Consider the following 25357-nt stretch of genomic DNA (forward strand, 5'->3'; position numbering starts at 1 on the left):
GGTTTCTGGAGAGCGGTTGCCCTTCCGATGAACCCAGATTACAAGTAAACTCATTTGCTCAACAATGGCCTGTAAAGGCAATCACTGTCACAAATAAGTGGACAATATGCAGATTGACGATCTGAGGATTTATCTGGTGGTGATCGCCTCCGGCAGTTTTACCGCCGCCGCCGAGCAGCTGATGCTCTCCAAACAGTACGTCAGCCGCCGGATGGCGGCGCTGGAGGACTCGCTGGGTGCCAGGCTGTTGATCCGCAACACCCGTAAGCTGTCGGTCACCGATACCGGCCACACCTTTGCTCAACACGCGCAGCGCATCCTGGAAGATATCGAGGAAGCCCAGCAGGCGGTGTCCGAGCGCCATCAGGCGCTGCACGGTGCCTTTCGCATCAGCATGCCGATGTCCTACGGCATGAGTCACCTCTCTCCGCTGATTGCCGAATTTCTGTCGCGCCATCCGGCGGTTAATTTCCAGATCGAACTGGCCGATCGCTATGTCGATGTGATTGGCGAAGGGTTCGACATGGCGATCCGCATCGGCACGCTGGCGGATTCCACGCTGGTGGCCCGCAAGCTTGGCGAGTTGCCAAGGGTGATCTGTGCCAGCCCTGCCTACCTGCAGCGACTGCCACAACCGGAAAAGCCGGACGATTTGCTGCAACATGCCTGCCTGCGCTATGGCCGCGAAGGGCAAACGGGCTGGGAGCTGAAGGTGGACGGGAAGCGCAAGATCATGGCGGTCAGCGGTCCGGTGCAGAGCAATAACGGTGAGGTGTTGCTGGATGCCGCCGTGGCCGGGCTGGGGCTGGTGCTGCTGCCGGAATTTATCGTCGGCGGTGCGCTGGCGCGTGGCGAGCTGGTCCGGGTGCTGGATGACTGTATCCCCTCACCGCTGAGCCTGAATGCGGTCTTCCCCCAGCATCGCCAGCGAAGCGAAATTAACCGCCAGTTCCTCGCGTTCCTGCAGGAAAGGCTGAGTCAGCCAAACCCCTGATCCCCGCGTACTCCCTGCCCTGTTTTTGCTCACTCCCTGCTCGTCCAGCGTGCACCGCTGACGGGTCGGGTTTCAAAAACGCATCAAATTCAACCTGTTACTGATTGGCACGCGTTTTGCTCAATTGAATTCAATCTTGTATACCAGATGGAATTCAACTTATGGCCCTGACCACCGGATTCACCCTTAGCGACTGGCAGCATCACTATCAGCAGCATCCTGACGCCGTTCTCGACACGCTGACCGGCCTGTTGGACGAATTATCCACCGGGGATAACGCCTGGCTGTATCTGGCGACGCCGGCGCAGATCCGCGCACAGGTTGAACCGCTGCTGACCGCCTGGCAACAGGACCCGACGTCGCTGCCACTGTTTGGGGTGCCGTTCGCGGTGAAGGACAATATCGACGTGGCAGGCTGGCCGACCACCGCCGCCTGCCCGGCATTTGCTTATGACGCGGCAGCGGATGCCACCGCCGTGGCCAATCTGAAAGCCGCCGGTGCGGTGGTGATTGGCAAAACCAACCTCGATCAGTATGCCACCGGCCTGGTCGGCACCCGCTCGCCGTTTGGTGCGGTCTGCAATACCTTCAACCCGGCGTATGTCAGCGGCGGCTCAAGTTCCGGTTCGGCGTCGGTCACCGCGCGCGGTCTGGTGGGCTTTGCGCTGGGCACCGATACCGCCGGCTCCGGCCGCGTACCGGCGGGCTTTAATAATATCGTTGGCCTCAAGCCGACCAAAGGCTGGTTATCCGCGACCGGCGTGGTGCCCGCCTGTCGCCTGAACGACACCATTTCGATCTTCGCGCTGACGGTGGAAGATGCGTTCCTCGCCGCCAGCTGTGCCGGCGGTTATGACGCCAGCGATGCTTACTCGCGCCGCAATCCGGGTCTGGCGCCCGCCTCACTGCCTGCCGCGCCGCGCCTGGCAATCCCCGCCACGCTGGAATTCTTTGCCGATGCCCAGGCCGAAGCGGCGTGGGAGAAATCCGTCGAGGCGCTCAAAGCCACCGGCGCAACGCTGCATCCCATCGACTTCTCGGCCTTCCACCAGCTGGCGGAACAGCTCTATTACGGCCCGTGGGTGGCTGAACGCACCGTCGCCGTCGGCGAGATGCTGGCACGCAAGGAAGAGATGGATCCGGTGGTGTACGGCATCGTCGCCAGCGGCAATAACTACAGCGCCACCGATGCCTTTAAGGCCGAATACCTGCGCGCGGAACTGACCCGTCAAATCCAGCAAACCCTCAGCCAGTTCGATGCGCTGGTGGTGCCGACCTCGCCCACCATCCACACGCTGGAAGAGATGAAGCAGGAGCCGGTGCGCTTTAACTCGCAGTTCGGCACCTACACCAACTTTACCAACCTCGCCGATCTCTCGGCGCTGGCGCTGCCCGGCCCGTTCCGCGAAGACGGTTTACCGGCGGGCATCACCCTGATTGCCCCGGCCTGGTACGACCGCGCGCTGGTGACCTTCGGCCAGCGCTGGCAGGCCAGCCAGGCATTGAGCCTCGGCGCCACCGGCAAAGCCCAGCCGGCAACCCCTGCCGCGCTGCCGGCCTCGCCGCTGCATGTGCGCGTGGCGGTGGTCGGTGCCCACCTGACCGGCATGCCGCTTAACCACCAGCTCACCCGCCGCGATGCGGTGCTGGTGGAAGAGACCCTCACCGCCGCCTGCTATCGCCTGTATGCGCTGGCCAACACCACACCGCCAAAACCGGGCCTCGCCAAAGGCAGCGACGGCGCGTCGATCGTGGTGGAACTCTGGGATATCCCACTGGCGCGCTTCGGTGAATTTGTGGCTGAAATCCCCTCTCCGCTGGGGATTGGCACGCTGGAGCTGGCAGATGGCCGCCTGGTGAAAGGCTTTATCTGTGAACCCGCCGTGCTGCCAGAGGCGACGGACATTACTGAATTTGGCGGCTGGCGCAACTGGCTGACCCGCAAGGAGACCACCCATGTTTAATACTGTCCTGATCGCTAACCGTGGCGAAATTGCCTGCCGCGCCATCCGCACTCTGAAACGCCTCGGCATCACCAGCGTGGCGGTGTTTTCGGACGCTGATAAAAATGCGCAGCACGTGAAGGATGCTGACATCGCCATTGCCCTCGGCGGGGAAAAGGCCAGCGACAGCTATTTACGCATCGACAAAATTCTCGCCGCCGCCAGGGAGACCGGTGCGCAGGCGATCTGGCCCGGTTATGGCTTCCTGTCAGAAAGCCTGCCGTTTGCCGCCGCCTGTGAAGAGGCCGGCATCGCCTTTGTCGGCCCGACGGCCCAGCAGATTGGCGAGTTCGGCCTCAAGCACCGTGCCCGTGAACTGGCTGCGGCGGCGGGCGTGCCGATGACGCCGGGAACCCCGCTGCTGGCCTCGCTGGACGAGGCGCTGAGCGCCGCAGAACGCGTGGGCTATCCGGTGATGTTAAAAAGCACCGCCGGCGGTGGCGGCATCGGCCTGACCCGCTGTGCGGATGCGGAGGCGCTGAGCAACGCCTGGGAAAGCGTCCGTCGCCTGGGCGAACAGTTCTTCAGCGATGCGGGCGTGTTTCTCGAACGTTGCATCGACCGCGCCCGTCATGTGGAAGTGCAGATTTTTGGCGATGGCAAAGGCAAGGTGATCGCCCTCGGTGAACGCGACTGCTCACTGCAACGCCGTAATCAGAAGGTGGTGGAAGAAACCCCGGCACCGCAGCTGCCGGAAGCCACCCGCGCCGCGCTGCTGGAATCGGCGGTCAAACTGGGCGAACTGGTTAACTACCGCAGCGCCGGCACCGTGGAATATATTTACGATGCTGAACAGGATGATTTCTTCTTCCTCGAGGTCAATACCCGCCTGCAGGTGGAGCATCCGGTCACTGAAAGCGTCACCGGGCTGGACCTGGTTGAATGCATGCTGCGCGTCGCCGCCGAAGAGGAAATTGACTGGCCACGCCTGACGCTGGCACCGCAGGGTGCGTCGATCGAAGTGCGTATTTACGCTGAAGATCCGCTGAAAAACTTCCAGCCAAGCCCTGGCGTGCTGACCGAAGTCTGCTTCCCGGACGACGTGCGCGTCGACGGCTGGATCAACACCGGCACCGAAGTATCAGCGTTTTACGACCCGATGATTGCCAAACTGATCGTCCATGCGGAGAACCGCGAGGCGGCGTTAGCCAAAATGCAGCAGGCGCTGAGCGAAACCCGCCTGCACGGCATTGCCACCAACCTGGATTACCTGCGGCAGATTGTCGCCACCGAGGCCTTCCGCAGCGGCAAGGTGTGGACGCGGATGCTCGACAGCTTTGTACCGGCCTCGCCGGTGATTGAAGTGATGCAACCCGGCACCTGGAGCAGCATTCAGGACTACCCAGGCCGCCTGGGTTACTGGGACATTGGCGTGCCGCCGTCCGGCCCGATGGATGATTTTGCCTTCCGCCTGGCCAACCGCATTGTCGGCAACGCCGAAGAAGCGGCGGGCCTGGAGTTCACGCTACAGGGCCCAACCCTGCGCTTCCACAGCGATACCCTGATTGCCCTCACCGGTGCCGAATGCCCGGCCACGCTGGATGGCGACGCGGTGGCCTACTGGCAGCCGGTGTCCGTCAAAGCCGGTCAGACGCTGACCCTCGGTCGTGCGCAGATGGGTTGCCGTACCTATCTGGCGGTGCGCAATGGCTTTGACGTGCCGGAATACCTTGGCAGCCGCTCCACCTTCGCCCTGGGCCAGTTTGGTGGCCATGCCGGTCGCACCCTGCGCGTTGCCGATATGCTGGCGATTTCGCAGCCTGAACTGGCCGCCTGCACCACGCCGGCCCCGGTCAGCGAGCCGCAGGCGTTAGATGCCTCGCTGGTGCCGGTGTACGGCGACGAATGGCGCATCGGCGTGCTGTACGGTCCGCACGGCGCGCCGGACTTCTTCACCCAGGAATCCATCGACGAATTCTTTGCCAGCGAGTGGCAGGTGCACTACAACTCCAACCGTCTGGGCGTGCGTCTGGTCGGACCGAAACCGAGCTGGACCCGCGCCAACGGCGGTGAAGCCGGTCTTCATCCCTCCAACGTTCACGACTGCGAATATGCCATTGGCGCGGTGAACTTTACCGGCGACTTCCCGGTGATCCTCACCCGCGACGGACCGAGCCTGGGCGGTTTCGTCTGCCCGGTAACCATCGCCAAAGCCGAGCTGTGGAAAGTCGGTCAGGTTAAGCCTGGCGACCGCATCCGCTTCCATCCCATCAGCTTTGAAGAGGCCCATGCGCTGGAGCAGGCACAGGCGAAAAGCGTCGATAAACTGCACGCCACCTCGCAGCCTGCTTATCCGGTGCCATCACTGGCTGAAACCGAATACGGCTCGGCAACGGTGCTGGCCGCCATCAAGGCCACCGCTTTTACCCCGACCGCCGTTTATCGTCAGGCGGGCGACAACTACATCCTGATGGAGTACGGCGACAACGTGCTGGATCTGGCATTGCGCCTGCGCGTGCACCTGCTGATGACCGCCCTGCGCGAGACCGGCCAGCCGGGCATTGAAGAGCTGTCGCCAGGCGTGCGTTCGCTGCAAATCCGCTATGACAGCCGCATCCTTAGCCAGAAACAGCTGCTGACCTTGCTGCTGACGCTGGAGAAAAACCTCGGCGACGTCAGCAAGATGAAAGTGCCTTCGCGCATTGTGCATATGCCGATGGCCTTTGAGGACAGCGCCACGCTGGGTGCCGTTGAGCGTTACCAGGAAACGGTGCGATCCACCGCGCCATGGTTGCCGAACAACGTCGACTTTATTCAGCGCATCAACGGTCTGAGCAGCCGCGAACAGGTCCGCGACACCATTTTTGATGCCAGCTACCTGATCCTCGGGCTGGGCGATGTCTATCTCGGGGCGCCGTGCGCCGTGCCGATCGATCCGCGTCACCGCCTGCTGAGCTCCAAATATAACCCGGCGCGCACCCATACCGCCGAAGGCACGGTGGGCATTGGCGGCATGTATATGTGCATTTACGGCATGGACTCGCCAGGCGGCTATCAGCTGGTGGGCCGCACGCTGCCCATCTGGAACAAATTCCTGAAAAACGCACAGTTCGCCGCTAACGAGCCGTGGCTGCTGCACTTCTTCGACCAGGTGCGTTTCTACCCGGTGACCGAAGCGGAACTGGATGTGCTGCGGGAAGATTTCCGCGAAGGCCGCGCCACCGTGACCATCGAAGAAACGGTGTTTGATTTCGCCGAACACCAGCAGTTCCTGCAGGACAATGCCGCGTCTATCGCCGAATTCCGCAGCAAACAGGCCAGCTCCTTCGACGCCGAAGTGGCGCTGTGGGCGCAGGAAGAGGAAGGCGCGCCGCTGACCAGCGATGAAAATCTGCTGCCAGAGGAAGTTGAAGATGGCGGCGTGCAGGTCAGCGCCGATCTGAACGGCAATATCTGGAAAGTGCTGGTGAAACCGGGCGATGAAGTGGTTGCCGGTCAGCCGGTGATCATCGTTGAAGCAATGAAGATGGAGCTGGCCATTCATGCGCCGCAGGCTGGCATTGTTAAACGCATTGCCTGTCAGCCAGGCCGTGCCGTCAGCCCAGGTGATGCCCTGCTGTGGCTGGAATAAGGAGTCAGGATGCAGGAACTTCAGTCCAAACGCGGTAAGGCCCGACCGGAAGCGCTGGCGGAAAAGGTCTACCAGACCATCAAGAACGACATTTTCGATTTCCGCCTGATGCCGGGTGACCGCTTCAGCGAAAGCGAAATGGCAGAACGGATGGAGGTCAGCCGCACGCCGGTGCGGCAGGCGCTGTTCTGGCTGGAGCGTGAAGGCTATGTCGAAGTCTATTTCCGCAGTGGCTGGCAGGTTCGCCAGTTCGACTTCGAATACTTCGAAGAGCTTTACGACCTGAGGATTGTGCTGGAGTGCGAGGCGGTGCGCCGCCTGTGCAGCATGCCGCCTGCGCGCGCCAGCGAACTGCTGAGCGCGTTAAGCCTGTTCTGGGTGGAGGCGCCACGGCTGGAAGACGGCAAGGCCGTTTCCCTGCATGACGAAGCGTTTCATATGGCGATGGTGGCCGCCGCTGGCAACAGCGAAATGGCGCGCATCCACGCTGAATTGACCGAAAAAATTCGCATCATTCGTCGTCTCGACTTTACCCGGGAAGACCGCATTGAGGCGACCTATCACGAGCACGCCCGGATTTTGCAGGCGGTTTTACATCAACACGCTGAGGAGGCCCAACGCATTCTGACCGACCATATCGCTGTCAGTAAGGCGGAGGTCAGAAAGATCACGCTGCATATGCTGCAACAGGCAAGGCTACAACCGGATTCACCACCATAAACAACAATACTTTTGAGGGTTCGCCAGATGAAAAGACGTTCACTGCTCAAGGCTTTTGCGCTATCCGCCACGGTTGTCAGTATGGGCTTGTCATGGGGTGCGCAGGCTGCGGACACCATTAAGGTCGGGATCCTCTCGTCGCTCTCCGGCACCATGGCGATCTCCGAGACGCCGCTGAAAGATGTGGCGCTGATGACCATCGACGAGATTAACGCCAAAGGCGGCGTTCTGGGCAAAAAGCTCGAACCGGTGGTGGTTGACCCGGCCTCGAACTGGCCGCTGTTTGCCGAGAAAGCCCGTCAGTTGCTGACGCAGGATAAAGCGGCGGTGGTGTTTGGCTGCTGGACATCGGTATCGCGTAAATCGGTATTGCCGGTGTTTGAAGAGCTGAACGGCCTGCTGTTCTATCCGGTGCAGTATGAAGGCGAAGAGATGTCGCCAAACGTGTTCTACACCGGCGCAGCGCCTAACCAGCAGGCGATCCCGGCGGTGGAATACCTGATGAGCGAAGATGGCGGCAGCGCCAAACGCTTCTTCCTGTTGGGCACGGACTACGTCTATCCGCGCACCACCAACAAAATCCTGCGCGCCTTCCTGCATTCAAAAGGGGTGAAGGACAGCGATATCGAAGAGGTGTACACGCCGTTTGGTTACAGCGATTACCAGACCATCGTGTCGAACATCAAGAAATTCTCGGCGGGCGGTAAGACCGCGGTGATCTCCACCATTAACGGTGACTCTAACGTGCCGTTCTACAAAGAGCTGGCGAATCAGGGCATCAAAGCCACTGATGTCCCGGTGGTGGCCTTCTCCGTCGGTGAAGAAGAGCTGCGCGGCATTGATACCAAACCTTTGGTCGGTAACCTGGCGGCGTGGAACTACTTCGAATCGATTGATAATCCGGTGAACAAGCAGTTTGTGGCCGATTACCGTGCTTACGCCAAAGCGCACAACCTGCCGAACGCCGCCACCGCAGTGACCAACGACCCGATGGAAGCGACCTATGTCGGCATCCATATGTGGGCGCAGGCGGTTGAGAAAGCCGGCACCACCGATGTGGATAAAGTGCGTGCGGCAATGGCCGGACAGACCTTTAAAGCACCAGACGGCTTTACGCTGACCATGGACCAGACCAACCACCACCTGCACAAGCCGGTGATGATTGGTGAAATCGAAGATAACGGTCAGTTCAACGTGGTCTGGCAGACCGATAAGCCGGTACGTGCTCAGCCATGGAGCCCGTATATCGCCGGTAACGATAAAAAGCCTGACTATCCGGTGAAAACCACCAAATAACACCCACGGGCGGACGCCAGTTCGCCCGTAAGATCCTTACCGAAAGGGCCGATGCGTCGGCCTGTTTTCTGCAACCCTGACATGGACGGGCATTGCGATGACGATTCGCCCTTTACGCACATTTTTGCTGGCCCTGTGCCTGCTGGCCCCGCTGTCGGCCTTTGCCGGTCCGGCGGCGGATTTTGCGGCCGCCAGCCGCAGCGACCAAATCACACTTTTACAGAGGTGGGCGGCGACACCCGATCCGTCCCGTCTGCCCTTTCTTCAGGCCCTGCGTAACGAAAACGTGGTGCTGGATGAGCACAAACAGCCGTTCAGCGAGGTTGACGGCAAACTGAGCGCGCTGGACAGCGTGGCGCAACCGACGGGCAGCACCAAAAAGCTGTTTATGAACAATCGCCTGCGGGTGATGATTGCCACCACGCTGGCGGCGCATCAGCTGGTCAGCGACAGCGTGGCAACGCGCCTGAGCGCGGCGCGCGCGCTACAAAATGAGGCGCAGGCCGATCAGCTGCCGCTGCTGACCCAGCGTCTGGCGGCGGAAAAAGACGACGGCGTCCATGCGGTACTGGCGCAGGCGGTGGCCGGTTTGCAGATTGCCGACAGCAACCCGCAGGTGCGGTTGCAGGCGGTGAAGCTGCTAGGCGAAACCAGCGATCCGCAAACCCAGGCGGTGCTTGAGCGCTTATCGCAGCCGCAGAACGAGCCGGATGCCACGGTGCGCGCCGCCGCCAGTGATGGCCTGAAGCAGATTAAACACCGGCTGGTGCTCGGCGATCTGTTGGGCCAGGCCTTTACCGGTCTGTCGCTAGGGTCGGTGCTGCTGCTGGCCGCGCTGGGACTGGCGATCACCTACGGCCTGCTGGGGGTGATCAATATGGCCCACGGCGAGATGCTGATGCTTGGCGCCTACGCCACCTGGATGGTGCAGACGCTGTTCCAGCGCTTTGCGCCGGAGTGGCTGGCGTTCTATCCGCTGCTGGCGCTGCCGGTGGCCTTCTTTGTCACCGCCGCGATAGGCATGGCGCTGGAACGCACCATTATTCGCCATCTGTACGGGCGTCCGCTGGAAACCCTGCTGGCCACCTGGGGCATCAGCCTGATGCTGATCCAGCTGGTGCGCATGCTGTTTGGTGCGCAAAACCTGGAAGTGGCGAACCCGCCGTGGCTGTCCGGTGGATTGCAGGTGCTGCCGAACCTGGTGCTGCCGTACAACCGCATGGCGGTAATTGTCTTTGTCTTTGCCGTGCTGTTCCTCACCTGGCTGCTGCTGAACAAAACCCGTCTGGGGATGAACGTGCGTGCGGTAACGCAAAACCGGGCGATGGCGGACTGCTGCGGCGTGCCCACCGGACGCGTGGATATGCTGGCGTTCGGCCTCGGTTCCGGCATTGCCGGTCTGGGCGGCGTGGCGCTGTCGCAGCTCGGCAACGTCGGCCCGGAACTGGGCCAGGGCTACATCATTGACTCGTTCCTGGTGGTGGTCACCGGCGGCGTGGGCCAGCTGGCCGGCACGGTGGTCGCGGCCTTTGGGCTGGGGATCCTCAACAAGGTGCTGGAGCCGCAGATTGGCGCGGTGCTCGGCAAAATTCTGATCCTGGTGCTGATCGTGCTGTTTATTCAGAAACGACCGCAGGGGCTGTTTGCCTTTAAAGGAAGGGTGATTGACTGATGACGCAACCGATGACGCTGACCCTGACGCAGAAAGCGCCGCGCCTGACAATCGGTATTGGCCTGCTGGCCTTACTGGTGCTGCTGGTGCTGCCTTTCCTCGCGCTGCTGCCGGCGGATAATCCGCTGGCCCTTTCCACCTATACCCTGACGCTGATTGGCAAGATCCTCTGCTACGCCATCGTCGCCGTGGCGCTGGACCTGGTCTGGGGCTACGCCGGGCTGCTGTCGCTGGGCCACGGGCTGTTCTTTGCCCTCGGCGGTTATGCGATGGGCATGTACCTGATGCGCCAGGCCTCCGGCGACGGGCTGCCGGCCTTTATGTCGTTCCTTTCCTGGAACGAGCTGCCGTGGTTCTGGACCGGCACCCAGCACTTTGCCTGGGCGCTGTGCCTGATCGTGCTGGTGCCCGGCATCCTCGCGCTGATCTTCGGCTTCTTCGCCTTTCGCTCGAAGATTAAAGGCGTCTACTTCTCAATCATGACCCAGGCGCTGACCTATGCCGGCATGCTGCTGTTTTTCCGAAATGAAACCGGCTTTGGCGGCAACAACGGCTTTACCGGCTTCACCACCCTGCTCGGCTTCCAGGTGACCGCCACCAGCACCCGCATCGGGCTGTTTGTTGCCACCGTGCTGCTGCTGGTGGCCAGCCTCGGCATCGGTTTCGCCCTCGCGCGCAGCAAGTTTGGCCGGGTGCTGACCGCGGTACGCGATGCGGAAAACCGCCTGATGTTCTGCGGCTACGATCCGAAAGGCTTCAAGCTGTTTGTCTGGACGCTCTCTGCGGTGTTGTGCGGGCTGGCCGGGGCGCTGTATGTGCCGCAGGTCGGCATTATCAACCCCAGCGAAATGTCGCCCACCAACTCGATTGAGGCGGCGATCTGGGTCGCGCTCGGCGGCCGTGGCACGCTGATTGGCCCGCTGCTGGGTGCCGGGATCGTCAACGGCGCGAAGAGCTGGTTTACCGTGGCCTTCCCGGAATACTGGCTGTTTTTCCTTGGCCTGATGTTTATCCTGGTCACCCTGTTCCTGCCGCGTGGCGTCATCGGGCTGATCCGCCGGAGGAAGCATGACTGATCAACTGTTTACCCAACCCCATCCGGCCGATCGCCACCGCGACCAGACCGATCCGGTGCTGCTGCTGGAAAATATTAACGTCTCGTTTGACGGCTTTAAGGCGCTGACCAACCTCTCGTTGCAGATTGGCGTCGGCGAGTTGCGCTGCATTATCGGCCCGAATGGCGCGGGCAAAACCACGCTGATGGATGTGATCACCGGCAAAACCCGGCCGGACAATGGCCGGGTGATGTATGACCAGAGCACCGATCTCACCACCCTGTCACCGGTGGACATTGCCCGTATCGGCATTGGCCGCAAGTTCCAGAAACCGACGGTATTTGAAGCGCTGACGGTGTTTGAAAATCTGGAAATCGCGCTGAAAACCGACAAATCGGTGTGGGCCTGCCTGCGCAGCCGCCTGAGTGGCGAGCAGCAGGACCGCATTGATGAAGTGCTGAAGCTGCTGCGGCTGGGTGCCGAACGCTACCGGCTGGCTGGCTTACTCTCGCACGGTCAGAAGCAGTTTCTGGAGATCGGCATGCTGCTGGTGCAGGACCCGCATCTGCTGCTGCTGGATGAACCGGCAGCGGGCATGACCGATGCGGAAACCGAGTACACCGCCGAGCTGTTTCGCAGCCTGGCGGGACAGCATTCGCTGATGGTGGTCGAGCACGATATGGGCTTTGTCGAAACCATCGCCGACCACGTAACGGTACTGCATCAGGGCCAGGTTCTGGCCGAGGGCTCGCTGCGCGATGTGCAGGCTAACGAGCAGGTTATCGAAGTCTATCTGGGGCGCTGACATGCTAAAAGTGTCTGAACTGAATCAATATTATGGTGGCAGCCATATCCTGCGCGGCCTCTCTTTCGAGGTGAAGACCGGGGAAATCACCTGCCTGCTCGGCCGTAACGGCGTCGGTAAAACCACGCTGCTGAAATGCCTGATGGGCATCATCCCGGCCAAATCCGGCACCATCAGCTGGCAGGATAAAATCCTTAACGGCCGCAAGCCGCATCAGCGCGTGCAGGCCGGCATTGCCTACGTGCCGCAGGGCAGAGAGATCTTTCCCCGGCTGACGGTGGAAGAGAACCTGCTGATGGGGCTGGCGCGTTTTTCGGGCGCGGAAGCCAAACAGGTGCCGGAGGAGATCTACCGGCTGTTCCCGGTGCTGAAAGAGATGAAGCAACGGCGCGGCGGCGATCTCTCCGGCGGCCAGCAACAGCAGCTGGCGATTGGCCGGGCGCTGGCCTGTCGGCCCCAGCTGCTGATCCTCGATGAGCCGACCGAAGGCATTCAGCCCTCGGTGATCAAAGAGATTGGCGCGGTGATCCGCCAGCTGGCGCAGCGCGGGGATATGGCGATCCTGCTGGTGGAGCAGTTTTATGACTTTGCCGCCGAGCTGGCGGACAGCTATCTGGTGATGTCACGCGGCGAGATCGTCCAGCGCGGCCGGGGCGACAGTATGGAAACCGATGGCGTCCGCAGTCTGGTGGCAATTTAACGCAGCAAAAGAAGTGCCGGTAAACGGGGATAAGGGTCGGCATTATCCCCGTCTTTTATTTATATTCGCGCTTATTTAACCGACTTAATTAAAGCTGATTATAAACCACCATCTCGAAATAAGATGTTTATCTCCGTTAATAGTTATTTCACTTAAGTCATTATTCAGACGACCATCTCTCAATAAATAATTCCATTCTGCAAAGGGTGTGAATTATTCTCATAACAAAATAAATATAATTCCGTATCATATTTTTGAAATCTTCCTATACAATCCTTGCTGAGAATGCTTTCCCTATTTTGACTTTCCTTAACCGGAGGTATGCGCTTGTCTATTTATCCGTTAACGTCCTCACAGCAAGCCGTCTGGCTGGACCAGGCACTGACGCCCGATACGCCCTGCTACAACGTGGGCGGGCTGTGGCGCATCGACAGTCCGCTGGACGCCTCCCTGCTGCACCGGGCAATTAATCTGGTATTACAGCAGCATGACGCGTTAAAAATAAAATTGACGGAAGGTGAAGAGGGAATTAATCAGACGACCGTCCATAAAAGAGAATTCATTCTCGAATGCCACGATGTCAGCAGGGAATTACAGCCGGTACACACCGCACGGGAATTATTAAACGCCCGTCTTATTCAGCCTTTCAAATTGTACGGTGAATTACTCTGGCGATCGTCTTTAGTGAAAGTGAATGCCACCACCTCTTTATGGTTAGTTAATGCTCATCATATTATTGCCGACGGCACCTCGGTGTCGTTATTAGGCCGGATGATTATCGATCGTTATAAATCGCTGTTGCTGGGACAGGCACTCGCCGTGACGGACGCCTGCGCGGGATATACCGATTTTATTGGCCAGGACCGCGACTATCTCGCCTCCAGCCGGTACCCACGGGATCGCGCGTACTGGCTGTCGCGCTTTGCCGATGCCCCGGCGTCGCTGCTGGAAAGACGCAATGGATTTGCCGCCAGCGAAGCCTGGCCGAGCACGCAAATCCTGCGCACGCTGCCGCAGGCGCGCTATCAGCAGCTGACGGCGTTTGCCGGACGCTATGGCGCGTCGCCGATGCATTTCTTTAGCGCGCTGATGGCGTGCTGGTTTGCCCGGCAGTGGCAGACGGAAGACTTTACCCTCGGCGTGCCGGTGCACAATCGCAGCGGGGCGCGGCATAAGCAGACGCTGGGGATGTTCTCGGCGATGCTGCCCGTCCGCCTGCAGATTGACACCGCCCAGCCGTTTTCTTCGCTGATCCGGCAGGTCTCCGCCGAGCTGCGCCGCAGCTATCGCCACCAGCGTTTCCCGGTGGCCGAGCTGAACCGCCATCTGCGCCTCAGCCAGCAGGGACGCCGCCAGCTGTACGATATGAGCTTCTCGCTGGAAACCTTCCCGACCGATATTGAGCTGAACGGCACGCCGCTAAAAGTGGAAGCCCTGCATCACGGCTTTGAGCAGATGCCGGTGGCGGTGTACCTGCGCCATTATCATCCTGGCGACGATCCGGTGCTGGAATGCAACGTCAATCAGGCCTGGTTCAGCGAGCAGGAAGCCGGCAAGATTGCCGATCGCCTGCTGCACCTGCTGAACGCGATCCTCGACGCGCCGCCCGAACAGCCGATGGCGTTACTGCCGCTGCTGCTGCCCGACGAACAGCATGCGATCCTCAACCTGTGGAACGACACCGCCGCCGACTGGCCACTGCCGGAAGGGATCCACCGCTGGTTTGAGCAGCAGGTCAGCAAAACCCCAGACGCGGTGGCGCTGAGTGGCGTGGCGGAGATGACTTACGCCACGCTGAATGCCGAGGCGAACCGGCTGGCGCACTGGCTGCGCGCGGGCGGGATCCAACCGGACGATCGCATTGCGCTGTGCGTCAGCCGCAGCGCCGACATGGTGATCGCCCTGCTGGCGATCCTCAAGGCCGGTGCCGCCTATGTGCCGTTAGATCCGGATTACCCGCAGGATCGCCTGCAACATATGCTGAGCGACTGCGGCGCGAAGCAGGTGCTGGTGGATGATGTCGGCGCCCGGGCGCTGCAACCGATCGCCAGCCTGCCGCTGGTGCATCTGCGGAATGACCGACCGCGCTGGCAGGCGGGATCGACCGGCAATCTGCCGGCGCTGGCCGACGATCCGCAACGATCGCTGGCCTATGTGATCTACACCTCCGGCTCGACCGGCAAACCCAAAGGGGTGATGAACGAGCACCTGGCGGTGATGAACCGGCTGAAGTGGATGCAGGACGCCTACCCGCTGACCGCGCAGGATCGCGTGCTGCAAAAAACGCCTTTCAGTTTTGACGTCTCGGTCTGGGAGTTCTTCTGGCCGCTGATGGTCGGCGCGCGGCTGGCGATGGCCAAACCGGGCGGCCATCAGGATCCCGGCTACCTGAGCGACTTTATTCAGCAGCAGCAGATCACCACGCTGCATTTTGTCCCGTCGATGCTGCAACTGTTTTTGCGCCACGGCGAGATGGCGCACTGCCGCAGCTTGCGTCGGCTGTTCTGTAGCGGCGAAGCCCTGCCGCTGACCGCCGTCGAGCGCTGCCATCAGCAGCTGCCCGCCGTGGAGCTGCACAATCTGTATGGCCCGACCGAAGCGGCGGTCGACGTCTCGTACTGGCACTGCAAACCGGGCGAAATCGGCAGCAGCGTGCCGATTGGCCGACCGGTAGCGAATACCCAGCTGTATATCCTCGATGCCAACCTGCAGCTTCTGCCGCCGGGCATCAGCGGCGAGCTGCACATTGGCGGCGTGCAGGTGGCGCGCGGCTACCTGAACCGCGAAGAACTCAGCCAGCAGCGCTTTATCGCCGATCCGCTGAGCGCTCAGCCGGATGCGCGGCTGTATAAAACCGGCGATCTGGCGCGCTGGCGGGAGGATGGCAACATTGAGTATCTGGGCCGCAATGACTTCCAGGTCAAAATCCACGGCCTGCGCATCGAGCTGGGCGAAATCGAGCAGCAGATTGTCGCCTGCCCGCAGGTGGAGGATTGCGTGGTGCTGGCCTGCGAGGATGACGACGGCGATAAAAGGCTGATTGCCTGGGTGGTCGCGCGGCCCGATCCGCAGCTGGCGGACAGCCTGCGCCAGCAGATCGGGCAATCGCTGCCGGAGTTTATGATCCCGGCCAGCTTCGTCAGGGTGGATGCCCTGCCGCTGTCGCCGAACGGTAAGCTGGACCGAAAAGCGCTGCCGATGCCTGCCGCCGACGCGCAGCCTGCCTTTACGCCGCCGGCCACCGCGCAGGAACGGCTGTTAGCGGCCTGCTGGAGCGATCTGCTGGGCGTCTCGCCTGTCGGTCGCGATGACGACTTTTTTGCCCTCGGCGGCCACTCGCTGCATGCGATTCAGCTGATGATGCGGCTGAGAAAGCGGGGGATTGAGGTGGAAATGAAGACGCTGTTTGCCCATCCCAAACTGCGTCAGCAGGCTGAAGCCCTCAGCCAGCCTGCGACGGCACAGAGCCCGCAGTGGGTCGACACGCCTGCACCGCTGGCCAATCTGCTTAAGCAGCTGAATCGCCCGCAGCAAACCTTTGATCTGATCCAGCCGTTAAATGCCGCCACGCAAGGTGACGATCTGTGGATGATCCATCCGGCGGTGGTCGGCTGCGAGATCTATCAGGATCTGGCGGACAGCCTGAGCGGAAAATTCAACGTGCTGGGGATCAACAACTACAACCTGCACAACCGTCCGCACATTCCGACGCTGGCGGCGTTAGCCAGCTACTATCTGCAGCATATGCTGCAATGGGGCCTGCCGACCGACCGGCCGGTGCGGCTGCTGGGCTGGTCGCTCGGCGGGGTGATCGCACTGGAAATCGCCGCACAGCTTGAACAGCGGGGCTATACCCAGCTGCAGGTTTGCCTGCTGGACTCGCTGTATCAAACCGAGGTGCAACAACGGGTCGCGCCCGGCATGTTGGCGTCGCTGCTGAAGGCGATTGGGCTGGAAGGCGATGCGGCAAAACGCGCGATTCAGGCGGAAGAGACCGAGTTGAGCATCAATAATCAGGCGGTCAGTTCGCCACTGCATCACACCCAGGTGACCTTGCTGAAAGCGATGCAGTTTTTCGATTTAAGCGACAGCGGCACGGCGGAAGGCAATGAGCTGCTGGCGATTAAGGATAACGGCGTCGGCGCGCTCTGTTCCTCGCTGAAAATCGTGCCGCTGGCGGCCAATCACCATTCGATTATCCTTTGTCATCAGGAGATTGCCGCCGCGTTATCCGCTGTCGGCGTCAGCCGCGAAACTCATCCACACTGATACCGTGCTTCTTCAGCTTGTTGTATAACCCGGCGCGGGAGACCCCCATCTTCTGCGCCGTTTTACGCAGATTGCCGTTGAGCGACGCCAACATGGTGACGATATGCGCCCGCTCGTGGCTGTCCAGCCGCTGCGAGTCGCCGGATTTCGGCCGCTCTTCGGTGGCGATCTCTTCCGGCAGATCCCCGGCATCAATCAGCAGCTTGTCGCTGAGGTTAATCGCCCGCTCGACAATATTCTCCAGTTCCCGCACGTTACCCGGCCACGGATACTGCTCCAACGCGGCCATCGCCGCCGGGGTAAACTGCATGCTGGCTTTCTTCAGTCGGGTACACATTTTCTCGCTAAACCACTCCACCAGCTGCGGCACGTCGCCGGTCCGCTCGCGCAGCGCCGGGATGCGCAGAGAGATCACGTTCAGACGGTAAAACAGATCGCGCCGGAAGGCGCCCGTTTCGATTGCCCGTTGCAGATCGCAGTTGGTGGCGGCAATAATCCTGACGTTGACCTTCACCGGACGCTGCGCGCCGATGCGCATCACTTCCGCCTCCTGCAGCACGCGCAGCAGGCTGGTTTGCGCTTCCAGCGGCATATCGCCGATTTCATCGAGGAACAGCGTGCCGCCGTCGGCCAGCTCAAACTTGCCTGCCGCCCCGCCGCGTCGCGAGCCGGTAAACGCGCCGTCGACGTAGCCAAACAGTTCACTTTGCACCAGATCGCGCGGTAAGGCGCCGCAGTTGACCGCAATAAACGGCCCGCCGTGGCGCGCGCTGCCGTTGTGGATCGCCTGCGCGAACAGCTCCTTGCCGGTGCCGCTCTCGCCGGTCAGCAGCACCGTACTGTCGCTGCGGCTGCTGGTGCGCGCTTTATCGAGCACTTCCGATAGCGCGGTGGAACGTCCGCAGATCATCTCAAAGGTGTAGCTGGCACCGATGCCCATCACCTGGCGGGTGATCGCCCGGATACGCTGGTTATCGCGCAGCGAGACGATCCGCCCACCGTCCGGCGCCGGCATCACCGACACCAGGCAGGAGACGCGCGGCCGATCCTGCGGCTGAAACACCACTTCGCGGTCGTTGCAGAAGGTGATGCCAGTAAGCGTCACGCCCTCCGGGTTTAACGCGCTGTCGACCGATTTTCCGGTCAGCATCATGCCGTGGAAAATTTGCCGGGCGTAGCGGTTAATGGTTTTGATGATGCCGCGCGCGTCGGTGACGATCACCCCTTCGTTCAGCGTTTCCAGAATGGAGCGCTGTTCGGCCAGCAGGCTGCGCAGTACCAGCTGGCGGCCAATGGCTTCGGCCGCGGCCTGTACCGTGCCGAGAGTGTGATAGTGGAAATTGTCCTGGCTGGCGGTCAGGGTCAGCACGCCAATCATCCGCCCTTCGGCATTGCGCACCGGCGCGGCGGCACACTGCCGGTGCCGCTGACGCAGCGCCTGTTTCCAGTTCTCGCCATTCAGCACGTAGACCAGCCGCTGTTCGTTAAGGCAGCGTCCGGTGCAGTTGGTGCCCATCACCGACTCGCGCAGAATGCTGCCAACCGGCGTTAAATCCAGCCCGCAGTAACATAAGGTCACGCCGTTGGCGTCGGTCAGATTGATGTGCCCGTCCGGGTTATAGGCCAGCAGGCTTTGCATAATGCTGTCCGCCACTTCGATCAGCTCCGCATGGTTTTCCAGAATCGCCTTCAGTTCGGCCTCGGCGGGGAAAACGTAGTTGATGGCACCGGGATCGATACCGGCGTCGCGGCTGGCCTGCCAGGATGCGCGGATCTGCGGACGCAGAAAAGAGGGCTCCTGCCCGGCTACAAACGCCCGCCAGGCCAGCTCAAACTGGGCATCCCAGCGGCTGGCTTCTGCCCCTTGCGGCAGACTGAGTTTACCTTCGCACTCTTCCACTATCGCGCCTGCCAAAACAGGTATATGCATTTTGTTCTCCCCCTTTCTGGAATGTCCATTTTATCGACATGTTGAGTTTACATGTCGATTTTGTGTTCACTTTGTGATCGAACGCCGACTGACAGGCCGCTAATCTGCGGGTTTTGCCACTGGCATAACATTTGCTTATTAGTGATTAGCCTGCATCCCTGCGGCTGGCCAATTGAACAAATGACTTCGGAGGAAGGACATGACCCTTTTCACTCTTTCAGTGTGTGCTGAAATGGTTTTCCTGGAACTGCCGTTTATCGAGCGCGTGAAACGGATCCACCAGTTGGGCTTTGGCGTGGAACTCTGGAACTGGCAGAACAAAGATATTCCGGCGCTGGCGGCTACCGGCGCGCGCTTTACCTCGATGACCGGCTACCTGTCCGGCAATTTTACCGATGACCGTGAGATCGCCAGCCTGCTGGCCAGCGCGGAAGTGTCGCTGGGCGTGGCTGAGCAGCTCGGTTGCCCGTCGCTCAACCTGCACGGCACCGGGCTGGATGAGAAAGGCCTGCCGGTGAAGCCGGTGGAGGTGGTGACCGGCGCGATGTGGCTGAAGGCCGCCAGCACGCTGGAAAAACTGGCGACGATGGCGGAACGCGCAGGCAAGGTGTTCACCCTGGAAAACCTGAATACCGCCGTCGATCATCCCGGCACGCCATTCGCCAAAGCCAGTGAGGTGCTGGCACTGGTCGAGGCGGTCAACAGCCCGCATCTGCGCATCAACCTCGACCTGTACCACGCGCAGATCGGCGAAGGAAACCTGATTGAGCTGGTGAAAAGAGCCGGCAGCGCGATTGGCGAAATTCAGGTCGCCGACGTTCCCGGTCGTCAGGAACCGGGCACCGGAGAGATCAACTACCGCGCCATTGCCAATGCCCTGCGGGCGATGAATTACCAGGGCGTGGTGGCGATGGAAGGCTGGGCATCAGGCGACAGCGAGACCGCCCTGATGCGTTTCAAAGAGCAGTTTATGTTGTAACCCATAACAAAATATCCCCAACAAGGGGAAAAACCCTACAGGAAGAATCGCTATGAAATTATCTCAATCGTTACTGCTGGTCTGTACGCTGGCCCTCAGCCCGTTAAGCCAGGCAAAAGAGCAAACCGTTGGCGTGGCGCTGGCCAACTTCGACCTTAACTTCGTGTCGATCCTGCGTACCCAGATGGTGAAAGAGCTGGCGAAAGAGAAGATCAACGGCCAGTTCGAGGATGCCAAAGGCGACGTTGCCGTGCAGGTGCAGCAGGTGGAGAACTTTATTAACCAGGGCGTCGACGCCATTATCCTCAACCCGGTGGATACCCAGGCGGTGAAACCGATGATGGAAGCCGCCAGCCGGGCCAAAATCCCGTTGATTTTCGTTAACCGAAAGCCGGAAATTCCGTTAAGCGCCAATATGGCCTATGTCGGTTCAGATTCTGAACTCGGCGGCAAAATGGAGATGGAAGCGCTGGCGAAAAAGATGAACTACAAAGGCAACGTGGCGATTTTGATGGGCGCGCTGTCGGCGGAAGAAGCCCGTCAGCGTACCAAGGCCACCGAAGAGGTGATCGCCAAATATAAGGATATGAAGGTGGTTGAGAAGCAGTCCGCGCAGTGGATGCGTAACGAGGCGGTGGATGTCACCTCCGGCTGGTTGCTGAACGGCGACAAGATTGATGCGATTGCCGCCAACAATGACGAAATGGCGATTGGCGCGATCATGGCGCTGCAACAGGCGGGCAAAAAAGATGTGCTGGTCGCCGGCATCGACGGCACGCCCGATGCGCTGCGCTTTGTGAAATCCGGCAAGCTGTCGCTGACCATCTTCCAGGACGCGGCCGGTCAGGGCATCGGCGCGGTGCAGACGGCGAAGAAAATGCTCGCCGGTGAGAAAGTAGAAAGCACCATCTGGATCCCGTACCAGACCATTACCCCTGAGAACTACACCGAATTTATGACCAAAAACAGCAAGTAACCAATGGGGGAGCCTGGCTCCCCTGTTCTTCCACCGTCGTCTATCGCGGCGTGGGCAACCGTTGAGCAAAGTAGTCGCTGAGAAAATCGATACAGGTTTTAATCCGCAGTGAGTGGGAGGAACGTTGGGTATAGACCGCCCAGATATTCGCCTGCTGATACCACGCTGGCAGGATCTGCACCAGCTCGCCGCTGGCCAGATGCTTCGCCACGTCCCACGCCGATCGCAGCACAATCCCTTGTCCACGCAGCGCCCAGGCCAGCACCACACTGCCGCTGTTGGACGAATGCTGACTGTTGACCCGGCAGACAATACTGTCCTCGCCGTTGGTCAGCGCCCAGTTGCCGAATGCCGCGCTTCTTTCCTGAATAATCAGGCAGTCATGCTGTCGCAAATCATCCAGCGATGTCGGTACGCCAGCCTGACGCAGATAGTCCGGTGAGGCGCACAGGATCCGGCGGTTGGCCGCCAGCTGACGGGCGATATAGAGATCGTTGATTTCATCGCCAACGTGGATCTCGATGTCGATCCCTTCGTCCACCAGATTCACTTCCCTGTCACTGAGCATCAGCTTCACGTTCAGCCCGTTATGCAGGTTCATCAGGTCGGACAGGGCATCCGCCATATATTCGTGACCAAAACCAAACGAGCAGCTGAGGGTGATATTGCCGGTCACCGCGCCGCGCAGCCCGTTAAGGTCGCTGACAAAATCGCCGACGCCGCTGACAATTTGCATCGCCCCTTCCAGCGCAATTTCCCCTTCGGCGGTCAAGCGCATGCTGCGGTTATTACGGAAGAACAGCCGGATATCCAGCTGCTTTTCCAGCAAGGCAATCCGCTTGCTGATGGTGGACGGCGACAGCCCCAGCTCCTGTGCCGCGCGGGCGAAACCGCCGTTGCGCGCCACGGTGACAAACACCGACAGATCGTCAATGGAAGGCCAGCCCTCAACAGGCTGGCGGAGATTTTTTCCGGCGGAAGGGGTTTTCATCGTCACCAAAAACAGAAGGAATAATAGGGTTTTATAGCACTGTTTTCAGGAAGGGCTGAAGTTTCTGCAAAAAGAGTTCCGCGATCTCCTCCTGCGGCGAATGGCCACAGGGCAACGCTTCGCCCTGCACATTGAGCGCCTTCTCGCGCCAGGTCGCCAGCACGTCGTACAGCTGGCCGACGGTGCCCTTTTCACCCCACAACAGCTGCAACGGGCAGCGGATGCGGTTCTCGCTGTCGGCCGCGTCATCCTCCAAATCAAGGGTCGCCGCCGCGCGATAGTCTTCGCACACCGCATGAACCATCTGCGGATTCTGATAACAGCGCAGGTAGTCCTGGAACACCGCTTCCGACATCGCTCCCGGAATTTTGAGCTGTCCGTCGATATGTTTGCGCAGGAAAAATTCAGGATCGTGCAGGATCAGCGTTTCCGGCACCGGCGTCGGCTGGATCAGCAAAAACCACCAGAAATAGCGGGTGGCAAAGGCCTGATTGGTCAGGGCGTACATGGTGGCGGTCGGCGCGATATCAACAAAGGTACAGCAGGTGACGCGTTGCGGATGATCCAGCGCCAGCCGATGTCCCACCCGCGCGCCGCGATCGTGGCCGACAAAGGCAAAGGTCGGGTGACCCAGCCCCGCCATCAGCTGCACCAGATCCTGCGCCATCACCCGTTTCGAATAGGGACGATGCTGTTGATCGCTGGCGGGCTTGTCGCTGTCGCCGTAGCCGCGCAGATCCGGCAGGATCACCGTGTGGGTTTTCGCCAGCGTCGGGGCCACTTTGCGCCAGCTGATATGATTCTGCGGATGGCCGTGCAGCATCAACAGCGGCGGGCCGTCGCCGCCAATCGCCACTCTGAGCGTGATGCCACTCTCAAGGGTGATATCGTGCAGCCTGAAGCCCGGCACAAACGGCGAATCGCCGCGTTCGGCACGGGCAATCATCCATTCCTCCCGGCGCTCTGGCTGGCGGCCGGACGCTTCAGCCAGGGTTTCTGGCCATAATGCTGCGCTTCAAACTGCTCAATGGCGGAGAGGTATTGCAGGGTCCAGCCAATCGCATCTTCGCCACCGGCGAGCATTTCCCGCTTCAGGGCGCTGACCGAAAACGGCAGGGTTTCTGCACCGGCGGTGATTTCGCAGGTTTCCAGCGAGACGGTGATGCGGTTGCTGTCCGGGTTAACCGCCAGCTGGCTCAGGCGTCCGAAGCTGCTGTCGTCCAGCGACACGGTCAGCACGCCGTTGTTCTGGCAATTATCGTTGAAGATCCCGGCAAAGCTGGTGCCGATCAGCGCACGGATCCCCAGCTGGCGCAATCCCCACACCGCATGTTCACGGCTGGATCCGCAGCCGAAATTCGGCCCGACCAGCAGAAAGGACGCGCCCTGCCAGCCCGGTTGATTGAGAATAAAGTCCGGATTCAGTTCGCCATCGACGGTAAAGCGCCGATCGAAAAACACCCCTTTATCCAGTCCCTGACGATCGATCCCTTTCAGAAACTGTTTCGGCATAATGACATCGGTATCGATGTTCGCTTCCAGTAACGGCGCGAGGATGCCGCTGACCCGATCAAATGCTTCCATGATTTCCCCCTGCGTTAAGCATTGTGCGCACATCTTCAAGGTGGCCGCTGATTGCTGCCGCCGCCACCATCGCCGGGCTCATCAGATGTGTTCTGGCCCCGACGCCCTGGCGGCCAGGAAAATTGCGGTTGGTGCCGGAGGCGCAACGATCGCCCGGTGCCAGCACATCCTCATTCATCGCCAGACACATTGAACAGCCTGACTGCCGCCATTCAAATCCGGCATCGAGAAATTGCTGCGCCAGCCCTTCCGCTTCCGCCTGTCGGCGGACCTGGCTCGATCCCGGAACGATAATTCCGCGCACGTGGCTGGCGATTTTGCGGCCCTGAAGCACCGCTGCCGCCGATCGAAGATCCTCAATACGGCCGTTAGTACAGGAGCCAATAAAGGCATGGGTAATGGGGATTTCCCGCAGCGGCGTGCCGGCCGTCAGTCCCATATACTGCAGCGCTTTGCGGATCGCCTGTTGCTTAATCAGGTCGGTCTCCTGTTCCGGATCCGGCACCGCGCCACCGATCGGGCTGGTTTGATCCGGGCTGATGCCCCAGGTCACTTTCGGATCCAGTTCGCTGCAGTCGATCTGCACGGTTTTATCGAATACCGCCAGCGGATCGCTGCGCAGTTGTGACCATTCGGCCAGCGCCTGTTGCCATAGCGCGCCGGTCGGCATCTGCGGTTTGCCCGTAATATAGTCGAATATTTTTTGGTCCGGCGCGATAATCGCCCCGCGCGCGCCGGCTTCCACCGCCATATTGCACAGCGTCATCCGCCCTTCCATGCTCAGGTCGTCGATCGCGTCGCCATCAAATTCAATCGCGTAGCCGGTCGCCCCTGAGGCGCTGATTTTCCCCAGCAGGTCGAGGATGATGTCTTTGGCGGTACAGGCATAGGGCAGCAGGCCGCTGACCGTCACCCGCATGGTTTTCAGTCTGCGGTAGACCAGGGTTTGCGTGGCCAGCAGGTGTTCGATTTCTGAGGTGCCGATGCCAAACCCCAGCGCGCCAAACGCGCCATAGGTGGTGGTGTGGCTGTCGCCGGCGGCAATGACCATGCCGGGCATCACCATGCCCTGTTCATGGGCCACCACATGTTCAATGCCCTGTCGTGGGTCCATCACATCAAACAGTTCGATGCCGAAATCCGCGGCGTTTTGGCGAAAGTAATCGACCTGCAGTTGGCCGCCCGCATCGGTCATGTCGGCATCGCGCGTCGGTCGGGTGGGGTTTACATGATCGACGTTGAGCAAAATGTTCTCAGGATGGCGCACCCCACGGCCGCTTTCGCGCAGGCCGCTGAAGGCTTGCGGGCTGGTATATTCATTGAGAATTGAGCGGTCGATATAGAGTAAAACGTGGCCGTCGTTATCCAGTTCACGCACCACGTGCGAATCAATTAACTTTTCATACAGCGTTTTATTCGACATATCTGCGTCCAAAATATAATCACGGTGAAAGGGAAAATTCAGCGTCATTGGCGAGGAATTAATCAGCAGATTATGTCATGGAATCACGGCGGTAATGATTCCATCCGGGAAAGGATAGCGTGACGAAACGTGCATCACGGGTGGGGTTGTGGGCCTTAAGGTCAAAACCTAAAGGGCGGATGCAAAGGTCAAAACCCGCTCCGGCGATAAGGCGTCAGCATAGAGCGCGTTATCCGGGACGCCGTAAATCCATCCCTGGAGGCTTGGCTGCGGCATCCCTGCCGCAGACACCCGGCTAACGCGCTCTATGCCGCCACCCACAAGCAGTGACGTTGTGGGTGGGGCCGGTGGACACACAGGTCAAAATCAAATGGGGTTTGGTGGACGCA

General features: G+C 60.4%; 17 protein-coding genes. 12 read left to right on the forward strand and 5 right to left on the reverse strand.

The features are described from left to right. Positions 1–106 precede the first annotated feature (106 nt). The 10 genes from ACXKZG_RS19075 to ACXKZG_RS19120 all read left to right on the forward strand — a co-directional run bounded on the left by ACXKZG_RS19075 (position 107) and on the right by ACXKZG_RS19120 (position 17085). On the forward strand, positions 107–994 hold the full coding sequence (locus ACXKZG_RS19075) for a LysR family transcriptional regulator (protein ID WP_488875278.1): 888 nt from the start codon (positions 107–109) through the stop codon (positions 992–994). A gap of 161 nt (positions 995–1155) precedes the next feature. Next, positions 1156–2958, forward strand: a complete 1803-nt coding sequence (gene atzF / locus ACXKZG_RS19080; protein ID WP_488875279.1) for an allophanate hydrolase — start codon at positions 1156–1158, stop codon at positions 2956–2958. Next, the gene (uca, locus tag ACXKZG_RS19085) at positions 2951–6568 is read left to right on the forward strand and encodes an urea carboxylase (RefSeq protein WP_488875280.1); all 3618 of its coding nucleotides are present in this window, start codon (positions 2951–2953) and stop codon (positions 6566–6568) included. The genes atzF and uca overlap by 8 nt, the downstream gene beginning before the upstream one ends. A 9-nt stretch (positions 6569–6577) precedes the next feature. After that, positions 6578–7288 (forward strand): GntR family transcriptional regulator, encoded by a 711-nt coding sequence (locus tag ACXKZG_RS19090; RefSeq protein WP_013200674.1) that lies wholly within the window; start codon positions 6578–6580, stop codon positions 7286–7288. Between the two features lie 27 nt (positions 7289–7315). Continuing rightward, positions 7316–8584 carry an urea ABC transporter substrate-binding protein gene (urtA, locus tag ACXKZG_RS19095; RefSeq protein ID WP_013200673.1) on the forward strand — a complete coding sequence of 423 codons (1269 nt, stop codon included), beginning with the start codon at positions 7316–7318 and terminating at the stop codon, positions 8582–8584. Between the two features lie 97 nt (positions 8585–8681). Continuing rightward, positions 8682–10256: an urea ABC transporter permease subunit UrtB gene (gene urtB / locus ACXKZG_RS19100; protein ID WP_346599952.1), complete on the forward strand. Its 1575-nt coding sequence runs from the start codon at positions 8682–8684 to the stop codon at positions 10254–10256. Next, positions 10256–11332, forward strand: coding sequence for an urea ABC transporter permease subunit UrtC (gene urtC / locus ACXKZG_RS19105; protein ID WP_053140406.1), 1077 nt, complete (start codon positions 10256–10258; stop codon positions 11330–11332). The genes urtB and urtC overlap by 1 nt, the downstream gene beginning before the upstream one ends. Beyond that, on the forward strand, positions 11325–12116 hold the full coding sequence (urtD, locus tag ACXKZG_RS19110) for an urea ABC transporter ATP-binding protein UrtD (protein WP_013200670.1): 792 nt from the start codon (positions 11325–11327) through the stop codon (positions 12114–12116). Before urtC ends, urtD begins: the two co-directional genes overlap by 8 nt. A gap of 1 nt (position 12117) precedes the next feature. Further along, positions 12118–12816, forward strand: a complete 699-nt coding sequence (gene urtE, locus ACXKZG_RS19115; RefSeq protein WP_013200669.1) for an urea ABC transporter ATP-binding subunit UrtE — start codon at positions 12118–12120, stop codon at positions 12814–12816. 321 nt (positions 12817–13137) lie between these two features. Beyond that, positions 13138–17085: an amino acid adenylation domain-containing protein gene (locus tag ACXKZG_RS19120; protein ID WP_488875281.1), complete on the forward strand. Its 3948-nt coding sequence runs from the start codon at positions 13138–13140 to the stop codon at positions 17083–17085. On the opposite strand, the gene ACXKZG_RS19125 is transcribed toward ACXKZG_RS19120, so the two are convergent. Then, positions 17060–19015, reverse strand: coding sequence for a sigma-54-dependent Fis family transcriptional regulator (locus ACXKZG_RS19125; RefSeq protein ID WP_041691894.1), 1956 nt, complete (start codon positions 19013–19015; stop codon positions 17060–17062). The two genes, ACXKZG_RS19120 and ACXKZG_RS19125, sit on opposite strands and share 26 nt — an antisense overlap. A 199-nt stretch (positions 19016–19214) precedes the next feature. Here ACXKZG_RS19125 and ACXKZG_RS19130 point away from each other — a divergent pair, with 199 nt between their 5' ends. Together ACXKZG_RS19130 and ACXKZG_RS19135 are read left to right on the forward strand one after the other, a co-directional pair. Then, positions 19215–19994 (forward strand): TIM barrel protein, encoded by a 780-nt coding sequence (locus ACXKZG_RS19130; protein ID WP_134823430.1) that lies wholly within the window; start codon positions 19215–19217, stop codon positions 19992–19994. A 52-nt stretch (positions 19995–20046) separates the two neighbouring features. Next, positions 20047–20970 carry a sugar ABC transporter substrate-binding protein gene (locus ACXKZG_RS19135; RefSeq protein ID WP_151038319.1) on the forward strand — a complete coding sequence of 308 codons (924 nt, stop codon included), beginning with the start codon at positions 20047–20049 and terminating at the stop codon, positions 20968–20970. Between the two features lie 40 nt (positions 20971–21010). On the opposite strand, the gene ACXKZG_RS19140 is transcribed toward ACXKZG_RS19135, so the two are convergent. The 4 genes from ACXKZG_RS19140 to leuC are packed head-to-tail and all read right to left on the reverse strand — an operon-like array spanning position 21011 to position 24968. Further along, positions 21011–21961, reverse strand: coding sequence for a LysR family transcriptional regulator (locus tag ACXKZG_RS19140; RefSeq protein WP_488875282.1), 951 nt, complete (start codon positions 21959–21961; stop codon positions 21011–21013). Positions 21962–21992: 31 nt separating this feature from the next. Then, complete coding sequence (locus ACXKZG_RS19145) at positions 21993–22907, reverse strand: alpha/beta fold hydrolase (RefSeq protein WP_488875283.1); 915 nt, start codon at positions 22905–22907, stop codon at positions 21993–21995. Beyond that, positions 22904–23545 carry a 3-isopropylmalate dehydratase small subunit gene (leuD, locus tag ACXKZG_RS19150; RefSeq protein ID WP_346599944.1) on the reverse strand — a complete coding sequence of 214 codons (642 nt, stop codon included), beginning with the start codon at positions 23543–23545 and terminating at the stop codon, positions 22904–22906. Before leuD ends, ACXKZG_RS19145 begins: the two co-directional genes overlap by 4 nt. Then, complete coding sequence (gene leuC, locus ACXKZG_RS19155) at positions 23532–24968, reverse strand: 3-isopropylmalate dehydratase large subunit (RefSeq protein WP_488875284.1); 1437 nt, start codon at positions 24966–24968, stop codon at positions 23532–23534. Before leuC ends, leuD begins: the two co-directional genes overlap by 14 nt. Positions 24969–25357: the final 389 nt, after the last annotated feature.

The sequence above is a fragment of the Erwinia sp. 2186 genome, from assembly GCF_057812255.1.